9 protein-coding genes are annotated in these 11,955 nt (G+C 40.2%); 3 read left to right on the top strand and 6 right to left on the bottom strand.

Annotation, left to right across the window (positions count from 1 at the left end; genetic code table 11):
- Positions 1-156: 156 nt before the first annotated feature.
- The 4 genes from thrC to PSI06_RS16300 all read right to left on the bottom strand — a co-directional run bounded on the left by thrC (position 157) and on the right by PSI06_RS16300 (position 5,413).
- Positions 157-1,440, bottom strand: a complete 1,284-nt coding sequence (gene thrC, locus PSI06_RS16315) for a threonine synthase (protein WP_029773772.1) — start codon at positions 1,438-1,440, stop codon at positions 157-159.
- Between the two features lie 11 nt (positions 1,441-1,451).
- Positions 1,452-2,387, bottom strand: a complete 936-nt coding sequence (gene thrB / locus PSI06_RS16310) for a homoserine kinase (RefSeq protein ID WP_029773773.1) — start codon at positions 2,385-2,387, stop codon at positions 1,452-1,454.
- A 9-nt stretch (positions 2,388-2,396) separates the two neighbouring features.
- Complete coding sequence (gene thrA, locus PSI06_RS16305; protein ID WP_273604314.1) at positions 2,397-4,814, bottom strand: bifunctional aspartate kinase/homoserine dehydrogenase I; 2,418 nt, start codon at positions 4,812-4,814, stop codon at positions 2,397-2,399.
- Positions 4,815-5,044: 230 nt separating this feature from the next.
- The gene (locus tag PSI06_RS16300) at positions 5,045-5,413 is read right to left on the bottom strand and encodes a response regulator (RefSeq protein WP_273604315.1); all 369 of its coding nucleotides are present in this window, start codon (positions 5,411-5,413) and stop codon (positions 5,045-5,047) included.
- 372 nt (positions 5,414-5,785) lie between these two features.
- Between PSI06_RS16300 and PSI06_RS16295 the strand changes: the two genes are divergently transcribed.
- A complete protein-coding gene (locus tag PSI06_RS16295) occupies positions 5,786-7,543 on the top strand; it encodes a sensor histidine kinase (protein WP_273604316.1) in 1,758 nt (585 codons plus the stop codon).
- Between the two features lie 83 nt (positions 7,544-7,626).
- Positions 7,627-8,535 (top strand): recombination-associated protein RdgC, encoded by a 909-nt coding sequence (gene rdgC / locus PSI06_RS16290; protein WP_004586854.1) that lies wholly within the window; start codon positions 7,627-7,629, stop codon positions 8,533-8,535.
- Positions 8,536-8,617: 82 nt separating this feature from the next.
- On the opposite strand, the gene PSI06_RS16285 is transcribed toward rdgC, so the two are convergent.
- Positions 8,618-9,457 carry an HDOD domain-containing protein gene (locus PSI06_RS16285; protein ID WP_096740057.1) on the bottom strand — a complete coding sequence of 280 codons (840 nt, stop codon included), beginning with the start codon at positions 9,455-9,457 and terminating at the stop codon, positions 8,618-8,620.
- A 275-nt stretch (positions 9,458-9,732) separates the two neighbouring features.
- Here PSI06_RS16285 and PSI06_RS16280 point away from each other — a divergent pair, with 275 nt between their 5' ends.
- On the top strand, positions 9,733-11,433 hold the full coding sequence (locus PSI06_RS16280; RefSeq protein ID WP_055254716.1) for a dipeptidyl-peptidase 3 family protein: 1,701 nt from the start codon (positions 9,733-9,735) through the stop codon (positions 11,431-11,433).
- Positions 11,434-11,477: 44 nt separating this feature from the next.
- Here the strand turns inward: PSI06_RS16280 and PSI06_RS16275 are convergent, their stop codons facing one another.
- Positions 11,478-11,882, bottom strand: a complete 405-nt coding sequence (locus PSI06_RS16275; RefSeq protein WP_273604317.1) for an HIT domain-containing protein — start codon at positions 11,880-11,882, stop codon at positions 11,478-11,480.
- Between the last annotated feature and the right edge of the window lie 73 nt (positions 11,883-11,955).

The following is an 11,955-nucleotide window of genomic DNA, read 5'->3' as shown; positions in this document are numbered from 1 at the left end:
AATGCGGTGTCTAAAGCTGTTTTAATATTCATAAAAAAATCCGATGGCAAATGCTCATCGGATTCTTACATCTATAGAAGATCGGTCAACTGATCATTAAAATATTTCTTAACTGATCGGCATTAGGCCTAAGCCGCTTTTTTAACGCTAAGTTAGTTAGCCTAACTTAGCGAGTATTTCAGTGCGTAACGCTTCATAATCAGGGTTAATGTCGCTTGCTAAACAAGGTTTAGCAAGTGCGTCGCTAAGTGGTTTTGGCATATCAAGTTCAATATTTAGAATCTCTTCTACGCTTTCTTTAAACTTAGCGGGGTGAGCAGTTGCTAAAAAGATACCTGCTGCGCCGGGTGCTTTATTCTCTACAAGACCTTGGTATGCAATAGCGGTATGCGGCTCTGCAACATAACCAGTTTGTTGAATATTTTTCATCACTGCTTGCGTATTTTCTTCGCTCACACTGGTTGAGTAAAAATTATCGTAGCTAAACCAGTTATTATCTAACATTGTTTGCACTCGTGGCCAGTTATTTGGCTTGCTCACATCCATCGCATTTGAAAGCGACTCAAGTGTGGCATTTGGCGCCCAATTTTTATCAAGCATGTAACGTGGCACGGTGTCGTTTTGATTTGTAGTCGCGCTTAGTTTACCCACCGGCAAACCAATTACTGCACCAATCATGGCGGCACATACATTGCCAAAGTTACCACTAGGGACCGAAATATGCGCTGTAGCACGCTTTTCTTTTGGTAGCTGAGCAATGGCTTCAAAGTAATAACATACTTGTGCCACTAGGCGGCTAATGTTGATTGAGTTAGCTGAATTAAGGCCAAGTGTAGATTTAACTTCGTCATCTAAAAACGACTTTTTAACCAGCTCTTGGCAATCATCAAAACTGCCATCAACCGCGTAACAATGAATGTTGTTACCAAGCGTAGTAAATAGCTTTTGCTGAGCAAGCGAAATTTTGCCTTTAGGGTATAGAATAACCACATCTATATTTGGCTTGTTGTAAAACGCATGTGCAACAGCAGCGCCAGTATCGCCAGAGGTTGCCGTTAAAATCGTGACTTTTTCGCCTTGATTAAACTGTGCTAAACACTCAGCCATAAAGCGCCCGCCAAAGTCTTTAAACGCAAGCGTAGGGCCATGAAAAAGCTCTAAACAATAGTTATTGTCTTCAACCTCTACCAATTTTACGGGGAAGTTAAATGCATTTTTAACCATTTGAGCAACGGTATCAGCGGGTAATTCATCACCAATAAGGTGCGATAAAATTTTGCTACTGCGGGTAACAAAGTCCATATCTAATAACGCATCTACATCGGCGAGTGGCGCTAAGCTTTCAGGGAAAAATACCCCCTGATTACGCCCAAGCCCTGTTTTTACCGCTTCAACAAACGACACTTTTTGAGAATTTTCTTTTAAATTATGTAATTGCATAAATGCCTATCCTATAAAACTGTTAATTGACGCGTGCCGTCGTTATCTAATTTACAAATGTGGCAAAAGCCCTGCTCATTTATATAGTTTTGCGCTAACCACTGCGCACATTTTTCAGCAGCTTCTAATGTTTTACACACTGTAAATAACGTAGGGCCCGCACCTGAAATACTGACAATTTCTGCACCAAGCGCTGGCAAATTTGCTTTCGCTTCGCTAAACCCTGTTATTAACGGCGCTCGGTACGGCTCTGCTATATCGTCTTGCATAATACTCAGTGCATCATCAAAACGCTGCGTTAATAACAAACTGCTAAATGCCGATAAACGCTGTGCAAACTCAACCCCTGCATGCATGCTTAGCTCTTTAGGTAATACCGAGCGTGCCTTTGCGGTATTAAGCGAAAACCCAGGAAACGCCGCTACGTAGTACCAGTTTTCATCAACTGGTAGAGCAATTGACTTATCAGGAATTAAATCGCCTGTAAGCTGTAAGCCCCCTAAATAACACGGGGTGATGTTGTCATAATGACGTCCGCCACTGACTATAGCTTCAAAATCAGCCATTAATTCAATCAGCTCAACTTGGCTTAAATTAGTTTGAGCAAACTTATCAAGCGCAGCAAAGGTTGCTACCACCGAGCACGCACTCGAACCTAGCCCTGAGCCAATTGGTAAGTTCTTTTTAAGCTCTAATTTTACACTTGGCATATCTGGCGCAACGTGCGCTCTAAAATGCACTAAACATTGATATGCTAGGTTTTCGCTCGCATCGCTTGGTAACTTATGCGCATATTCGCCAGAGCAAACAAACTCATCACTTGCTGCGGCACTTACTACGGCTACATCACCTAACAAGCTGCCATCAATAGGCGCAAGCGCTGCACCAAGTGCATCAAAGCCCACTGCAAAATTACCTATAGACGCCGGAGCATATACTTCTATCATAATGCTCTCCTAGCGCGATAACGTTTTTAATACGTCGGCAAATACGCCTGCAGCGGTTACTGCAGAGCCTGCACCGTAACCACGAATTACAAATGGGCGTGGTTGATAATACTGGCTTAAAATAGCTAACGCGTTTTCACCATCACGAATAACATTTAATGCATGCGATGAGTCTACCGCTTCAATACCTACTTTACAGTGACCTTCTTTAATTGTACCTACATAACGAAGTACCTTGCCCTCTGCTGCCGCACTTTGAATACGGTCGTTAAACTCAGCGTCTAAACTTGGCAGTTTAGCCATAAATTCATCTACGCTGTCGCCTTGAGCAAAACCTTGAGGCAATACTGACTCGACTTCTATATCACTAAGCTCTAATTTCATGCCGGCTTCGCGAGCAATAATAAGTAATTTACGTGCCACATCGGTCCCCGATAAATCATCGCGTGGGTCTGGCTCTGTAAAACCGCTTTCTTTTGCTTTAATAGTTGCCTCAGAAAGTGATAAACCATCTTCTAGTGCACCAAACATGTACGACAGTGAGCCTGATAAAATACCGCTAAACTCAAGTAACTCATCACCTGCACCAAATAACGACTGTAGGTTATCGATTACCGGTAAGCCTGCACCTACGTTTGTTTCGTATAAAAACTTGCGGTTATTTTTTTGTGTTGCTGCAATTAAGTCTTGGTAATAATCATACGAGCTGGTTGTTGCTTTTTTATTAGCGGCAACCACATGGAAGCCCGCATTTAAAAAATCCACGTACTGAGCTGCTAGCGCATCAGAAGACGTACAATCTACAAGCACCGGGTTTACTAAGTGATTTTGTTTTACAAACTGCTCAACTAAATTTAAATCAAACGCTTGCTCTGATGCTGCAAGCTTTTGCTGCCAGTCATCAAATGCAATACCTTCGCTGTCTAAATGCAATTGACGAGAATTAGCAACGCCATATAGGTTTAACTTAATATTACGTTTTTCAAGCCACGCTTGCTGGCGCTCTAACTGAGAAATAAGCTCTTGGCCTACTAAGCCACAGCCAAGTAAAAATACGTCAATTGAAGGGACGTGGGTAAAAAAGTTTTCATGGCATATTTTCACTGCATCGTTACACAGCTCACCATCAATAACCGCCGAAATAGCACTTTCTGTAGAATCCTGCGCAATGGCTACAATGTTTACTTGGGCCTGTGCAAGAGAAGCAAAAAACTGTGCTGCTAAACCTTTGTGTGCACGCATGTTATCGCCCACTAAAGTAACAATGGCAAGATTACGTTGTACTTGCACAGGCTCAATTAAGCCTGCTTGTAATTCAAGTTCAAATGCACTTTGCAAGGCTTCTAGCGCGAGCGCTAAATCGCTTTCGTGCACACAAAAGCTAATGCTAAATTCACACGATGATTGAGTAATTAATACTATCGATACGTTATCGTGCGCAAGAGCATTAAATACCTTAGAGGCCATGCCCACTTTACCTTTCATGCCAGGGCCTGACACGGTTAGCATTGCTAAGTCTTTTAAGCTAGAAAGCGCTTTTACTGGCTCATCAGATGAATAGTCGTTACCAATTAATGACCCTTGAGCATCTGGGTTATGGGTATTTTTAATTTCGCACGGTACGCCAGCTTTCGCGCACGGTAAAATGGTTTTAGGATGAAGTACTTTAGCGCCAAAGTAAGAAAGCTCCATCGCTTCTTTATAAGATAAGAAATCAACTTTAGTTGCTTTTTTGATGTAGCGCGGATCAGCACTGTACACACCATCAACGTCAGTCCAAATTTGGCAAATTTCAGCATCTAAACATGCCGCTGCAATAGCTGCTGAGTAATCAGAGCCATTACGACCAAGTGTAGTAAGTTCGCCTTGCTCGTTGCTTGCTGTAAAGCCTGGCATAATGTAAATGGTGGCTGGGTTTTCTTTAAGTACTGCTTGAAAGCGTGCTTTACTCGTTACTAAGTCAACCTCAGCATCAATGTAGCCACCAGTAGAGGCAACACAACGCGTTGCTTCAAGGTATTGTGCATTGTGCGAGCTTAATAAACTTTGCATTAGCGATACGCTAACACGCTCACCAAAACTAATTACAAAAGCACGAATTTGATCTGGGCAACACTTAATAAGCGCCACACCATCTAGCTTATTTTTAAGCTCATTAAAATCTGGCCAGTTTGTTACTTCGCCACTGCTTTTTTCTACTTCTGCTTTTAATGTCTCGCATCGGCTTAACAAAGCTTGCCATTGCTGAGAAAAATCTTGACCTTGCTCAGCGGCACTTGCCAGCGCAACTAATGAATCAGTCATACCTCCGGGTGCAGAAAGTACCAGTAACATTTCATCTTTTAACTGTGCTTTTACCAGCAAAGCTACTTGTTGCAAACAGGCAAAGTCGGCAAGCGAAGAGCCTCCAAATTTTAAAACGCGCATTATTTATGTTCCTCATCCCATAAAACGAAAAAAGGCCTGTGTTCTTAGTGAACACAGGCCTTTAAATTTGTTGCACCGACCTATGCCACTATCCAGTAAGAATGGTGGTTGTAATAATAATGGTCAGTGCGCGATTAATTGTTTTCATAGAGCTAAGACTGCCTTAACAAAGGCTATGCTGTCAACCCCCAAATTAAAAGATAAAACAGCCTTTTTGAACATGAAAAAACCTAATGAATGCCAAATTTATGCAAAACTTCACTTAAAGCCGATTTATTAATAGGTTTATTTATAAAGTCGATGGCACCAAGCTGCGCGACTTTTTGCTTCATTTGTTGTTGTATATCAGCGGAGATCACTAGTACAAAACACTCTATTTTTTCTGCCTTAATGCGCGCCAGCACTTGTACGCCGTCAACTTCTGGCATGGTTAAGTCTAAACACAAAAGATCAAATTGCTGCAAGCGTAAAAGCGCCAACGCATCGGCCCCGTTTGCGGCTTGTTGAATGTCGGCACTCACGCACTCATTTAAACAACGCACAACTTGTTTGCGTGCAACAGTGGAGTCATCACACACTAATATAGAAAATTTCATCATGTTAACTACTAAAATAACCTTCTAAAAATTATAAAAACGAGCCGTCCGTTGGTTTTTGCTATTCTAACACGTTCCTAAAACTCTAACACTTTGCTTGTTCGCATAATGTAATACTGTAACCTTACAATAAAACGTTAAATATTATTAATAATTGCTCTAGCTGCCTATTAAAAATCATCGTTTTTGAAATCTCAGTAGGCATTAAAATTAATTTAAATCAGTTTAGTGCACTATTATTAAAACAAAACGACTCAATAGCTGGGCTATCTCTTTAAAATATAAATTTTTTATTTATTTTTAAGGTTTTATTGACTAACTTTTAAGTTAGAAATTGCAACTTAGATATAATTACACCGGATGAGTAAATCCCATATGTTACAAAAAAGCCTTTCTAAGAAATTGTTAACTAATGTTTTATCAGTGTATTTTTTGCTTACCTTTGTGGTGACATGTGGACAGGTGCTTGCAGAATTTGTAAATACTAAAGACTACATTCGTGATGAGCTAAGTACGCTACAAAAAACCTTTAGCCGAAGCTTAACACGCGCAATTTGGGAACTAAACACAAAGCAAACAATTACAACCGCAGAAGGCTTACTTGCTATACCTATGGTGGAGGGCATTATAGTGCGCGACGACAGCGGTGAAATTATTTCGCAGCTGGGGCGCTCTTTGGATATACACAAACTTTATAACCAACAACTCGTACAAGAGGAAGTCATTATAGAGGACACCAAATCGGGTCTCTTTGGTTATACCTTTCCCCTAATTTTTGAATTTTCTGGGCGCGCTACTCAAGTAGGTGATGTGACCTTGTTCTCTAGCCGCGATGTGGTATTTAGCCGAATAATGGTATCTATTTACTTTTTAATTGGTAACGCCATGATCAAAACCACCTTTTTGATCATTCTGTTTTTAATGGCATTTAGAAAGCTGCTCACCGACCCTTTAAACGAGTTAACCGATCAAATAGAAAACTTAGAGCTTGATGACTTAGAAGGTCAACACATAGACATTGAGACCGAAGAGCATAACGAGCTAAACGTTATGGAGCAGTCTTTTAATAACTTAATAGATAAAGTAGTTCAATACAGAAAAGAGCTTGAGCATACCCAACGTGAGTTGATTGTTAGTAACGAAAAGCTCGACCAGCACAATATACAGCTTGAACAAGATGTTGCCCGTAAAACGTCAAACTTAAGCCAAGCTATGATGGATTTACAACAGCAAAAGTACGAACTAGAAAAACAAAAGCTGGTACTAACCGAAGAAGTTGATTTACGCAGACACACCGAAGAAGAATTATTAACTAAACAAAAAGAGCTTGAACGCTACCTAGACGAGCTAAGCCTTGCACAAGAGCGCTTAGTAGGCACCGAAAAAATGGCTGCGCTAGGCGGATTAGTCGCCGGTATTACACACGACATAAATACACCTATTGGGATTGGTGTAACTGCTATATCGTTTTTACAAGAGCGTTTAAACACATTAGAAAATGCCTACAAAGAAAAAACGTTATCGCCCAAAGCATTAGAAGAATTTATAAACGAAGCAAAGCAAAGCACAAGCTTGCTTACAACCAACCTTGATAGAGCCTCTGAGCTTATTGCCAGCTTTAAACAAATAGCGGTAGACCAAGCCAGTGAAGCTGTAAGAACAATTAACTTTAAAGATTATTTAAACGAAGTAATTTTATCGCTCCACCCTAAACTTAAAAAAACCAAGCACACAATAAATTTACAGTGCCCGGATGATTTAGTTCTTAATCTGCCTGCAGGGGCGATTAGCCAAATTTTTACCAACTTAATTATAAACTCAATTATTCATGGTTTTGATAATATCGCGCAGGGCAATATTGATATAAATATTAGCGCCGATGACACACTCCTTATAATTGACTACACCGATAACGGCAATGGCGTAACAAAAGAGCAATTAGCCAAATTGTTTGACCCATTTTTTACTACAAAACGCGACCAAGGCGGCAGTGGGTTAGGCACACACATAACCTTTAACTTAGTTAAGCAAACACTTAGCGGCTCAATAGAGGCAAGCAGTGAGCCTGACAAAGGGCTTCATTACCATATTGAGTTTCCTAAAAACATGCCAAAGCCATTATTTAACCAATAACGGCTTTGCTTAAAATCAGCCATTTCGAGAACCCCATTTTATTGCTATGATTGAGCAAATTTAAAAGATGGAAAAGTTACCTTATGTGGTTTAGTAACCTGATTTGTTATCGCTTTAAACAAGATGTTTCGTACACTCAAGAAGAGTTTGAAAAAGCGTTAGAACAAGATGTATTTCGCCCTTGTGGCTCTCAAGACCTTTCTACATTTGGTTGGACAAAAGCATTTGGTAAGCATGGTGACTCGCTGGCGCATTTTTCACAAAAAAGCATTTTAGTGTGTGCCAAACGTGAAGAAAAAGTGCTGCCTGCATCTGTTGTTAATGAAATGGTTGCCGAAAAAGTAGATCAAATAGAAGCGGAAGAAAACCGTCCTGTTAAAAAGAAAGAAAAAGACGAGTTAAAAGAAAACATTTTAACTACCTTATTACCTCAAGCGTTTAAAAAATCAAGCCTACAGTTTGCTTTTATTGACCAAGAAAACGGCTGGGTTGTAGTAAACAGCGGCAGTTTTAATAAAGCAGAAGAGCTACTTGCATTGCTGCGTAAGTCTCTGGGCACATTACCAGTAGTACCTGCTTTTGCAAACTACGACCTAGATGTATTTTTAACTGATTGGTTAACTAACTTCAGCACCCCTGAAAACTTTGCTATAGGTTTTGATGCTGAGCTAGAAGAAGCCGACGACAGTGGCGCACAGGTTAAACTAAAAGGTCATGATTTATCGTGTGATGAAGTTAAATCGCACCTAGAAAATGGTAAACGCGTGACCAAACTTGCACTTGATTGGCAAGAACGCCTGAAGTTTATGCTGCAAAACGATGGCTCTATCAAGCGTTTAAGCTACTCAGAAACTTTAAAAGAAGAAAACGCCGATATTCCTAAGGAAGATATGGCAGTTAAATTAGATGCTGACTTTATTTTAGCCTCAGAAGAAATCAAGCTACTGCTTGAAGAGCTGACGGCCGGTTTAGGTGATGCAGAAGATTTATAAAACGCTAAAATTATAAGCGCTATTAAAACCAAAAAAAGCACGACTTAGCCGTGCTTTTTGCTTTTACCTTTATAACTGCTAATTAGCTAAATGTGTCTTTTACATTTTCGAGCATGTCGTTGTATTCGTCACTTGAAAATAGCTGCATAGAAGGAATAACGCCTTTATCTATGTAGGTTTGTAAAGCCGCTGATTTATCAGAAACCTGTAAAGTCCCCTCTAAAATAGCGCCAATACGAATAAAATCAACATAACCAATCTCTTCAGGGCGATACGTAGGGTCGGCCCAATGTCTAGCAACATTTACAAATTCAGGTGGAAACTCCCACGCTCCCATAATTGAGCCACCAATTTTACCACTGAGCTTTTGAATTGCATGCGCTAAAAAGCTTGGGTTAGCAAACACCTCTGGGTGGCGCTCAGCTTCGGTTAAAATAGGCAATACACCAATGTTATATACCAACGACGCCAACGTAATAGAGTCACTATTTAAAGATGTACGTTTATTATTTTGTAAATAAAACGCCATAAGCGTTATTGAATGCCCCGCCACATTTAGCGTTTTTTGCCACGCTTTACTCATGTAGCCTTTTATTAGCTCATTATTAGAAACAAACAGCTGCTCCATTGCCATTGCCGTTGCTATATTTTTAATTTGGCGTAAACCAATACGCGTAACCGCTTGCTGTAAGTTAGACACTTTAACCGCTCGGCCCATAATTGCACTGTTAGCCACTTTGATCATGCGCGCTGAAAGAGCCGGGTCTTGCCCAATCACATCTGACATTTGCATTAGGTTTACATCAGGGTTATCGGCCGCTTGGCGCACTTTGATTGCAACTTCAGGTAGCGTAGGTAAAACCAAAGTGTCGTTATTGATTCTATCAACCAAAATCGTTAATAGTGCATTTTCTGTAGACATAGAACTGTCATCCTTTTGTTTCTGGGCCGCAATGCAACTGCTAACCTCGGATAAAATGAGTAATACAATGAGTATTATCTAACTTACCGATAAAGTTAAGAAAATTATATAAATTAATTGTTATTATCGCCTGTAGGCGCGGTACAACGCCAAACACTTGCTATTTACCATTTAGTTTTGCTTTAATGCAGTCACTATAAGGAAACGTTTGTACGCGCTAGCAATTAAATTTAAGCGTACAAATAATTAAACTTACTTTTTTAACAGGCAATCAAATGATCTTAAACAAAATTAGCCAAGCAATTTTACTCTCAGGCGTCGTTTTTCTTAGTGCATGCTCAGAGCAAGCCCCCTCTTCGACCGAAGCCACAGGTGTAGAACTTGCTCAAAAAAGTGCCGCGCAAGCTGGCCCAGATTTAATTAATATTGATAAACAACGTTTAGATATTTACACCGACTTTAGCCTAGAAGCCGACCTATCTCATTTAAGTGAGAATCAAAAAGCCATGGTTGCTAAGCTTATCGATGCCTCTAAAATTATGGACGAGCTATTTTGGAAGCAGGCTTTTGGCGATAATAAAGACGCTTTTTTAGCAAAGCTAAGTGATGAAAAAGTACGTAAATTTGCTGATATTAACTACGGTCCTTGGGATCGTTTAAATGGTGACGAACCGTTTTTATCAGGTTACAAAGAAAAAGCCCTTGGCGCACAATTCTACCCAGCCGACATAACAAAAGAAGAGCTAAATAACGCCGACGTAGAAGATAAAAAAGGCCTTTATTCATTAATTAAACGTGATGAGCAAGGTAACCTTTACAGCGTGCCTTACTCAAAAGAATATGCTGAGGAGTTAGCTAAAGCAGCAGATTTATTACGTGAAGCCAGTAAGCTTGCCGATGACAAAGAATTTGCTAATTACTTAAACCTACGTGCTGATGCACTACAAAAAGATGATTTTCAGGGTTCTGACTTTGCCTGGATGGACATGAAAAATAACCCAGTTGATGTGGTTATTGGCCCAATTGAAACCTATGAAGATCAACTCTTTGGCTACCGCTCTGCTTATGAGTCGTATGTACTAATTAAAGATTTAAAATGGAGCGAGCGCCTAGCTAAATTTGCGGCCTTTTTACCAGAGCTTCAAAAAGGTCTACCGGTAGATGCTAAATATAAACAAGAAGTGCCAGGCTCAGACGCTGACTTAAATGCTTACGATGTGGTTTACTATGCAGGTCACTCAAATGCGGGCAGCAAAACGATTGCCATTAACTTACCAAACGATGAGCAAGTACAGCTTGAAAAAGGCACTCGTCGTCTGCAGCTTAAAAACGCAATGCGTGCAAAATTTGATAAAATTTTAGTGCCAATTGCTGAGCAGTTAATTGTACCTGAGCAACGTAAGCATATTACCTTTAACGCCTTTTTTGCCAATACCATGTTTCACGAAGTGGCTCATGGCCTAGGTATTAAAAACACCATTACAAATAAAGGCACTGTGCGCCAATCATTACAAGAGCACGCAAGTGCACTTGAAGAAGGTAAAGCCGATATTTTAGGTTTATACATGGTTGAGCAGTTACTTAAAAAAGGCGAAATTACCGAAGGCACATTAGAAGATTACTACACCACCTTTATGGCGGGTATTTTCCGCTCAGTACGTTTTGGTGCATCAAGCGCACATGGTAAAGCCAACATGATCCGCTTTAACTTTTTTGCTCAAGAAGGCGCTTTTTCTAAAAATGAAGAGGGTTTATACCGTGTAAATATGGAAAAAATGGGCGTGGCTATGGCTAAGCTGTCGCGCTTAATTTTAACATTACAAGGTGACGGCGATTACGAAAAAGTAGATCAACTAATCGCAACACATGGCGATATTAAAGAAGAGCTTGCTAAAGACTTAGAAAAGCTAAGCCAAGCTAATATTCCGGTTGATGTAACCTTTAAACAAGGCAAAGACGTGTTAGGCCTTAACTAACCCAACACGTAATACTTTGTAATAGTTTAATAAAGCGCTGTAGTTTATAACTGCAGCGCTTTTTTTAGCGCTATTATTTGCTCATCTGTGTATGGTTTTGCAGGAAACTTACCCCACACCGGTGCAGGCCACGCAGCATCAGTTGTAAAACGTGCAATATGATGAATATGTAATTGCGGCACCATATTACCCAAAGCGGCCACGTTTAATTTATCAGGGCTAAACACTTGCATAATAAGCTTGCTGAGTTTGGCCGACTCTTTTAAATATACAATTTGATCGGCATCAGATAAATCGATGATCTCTTTTAAATTAGGTTTTCTGGGCACCAATACAAACCAAGGGTATTGGCTGTCGTTAAGTAATAGCACCTTACATAAAGGCCAATCTGCCAGTTCTATACAATCGCGCCTAAGCTCTGGGGCGAGTTCAAAAGTGTGGTTCGTCATCGTCACATCCTAGTTAGTCTTTAATAATGGCCACTTTATAGCATTTATTTGCAGTTGCACACGCTTAGCTTTA

It is taken from the genome of Pseudoalteromonas sp. GABNS16E, from assembly GCF_028598715.1.
In the GTDB taxonomy this organism is placed as follows: Bacteria; Pseudomonadota; Gammaproteobacteria; order Enterobacterales; family Alteromonadaceae; genus Pseudoalteromonas; species Pseudoalteromonas atlantica.
This window is presented reverse-complemented; position numbering and strand designations above follow the sequence as displayed.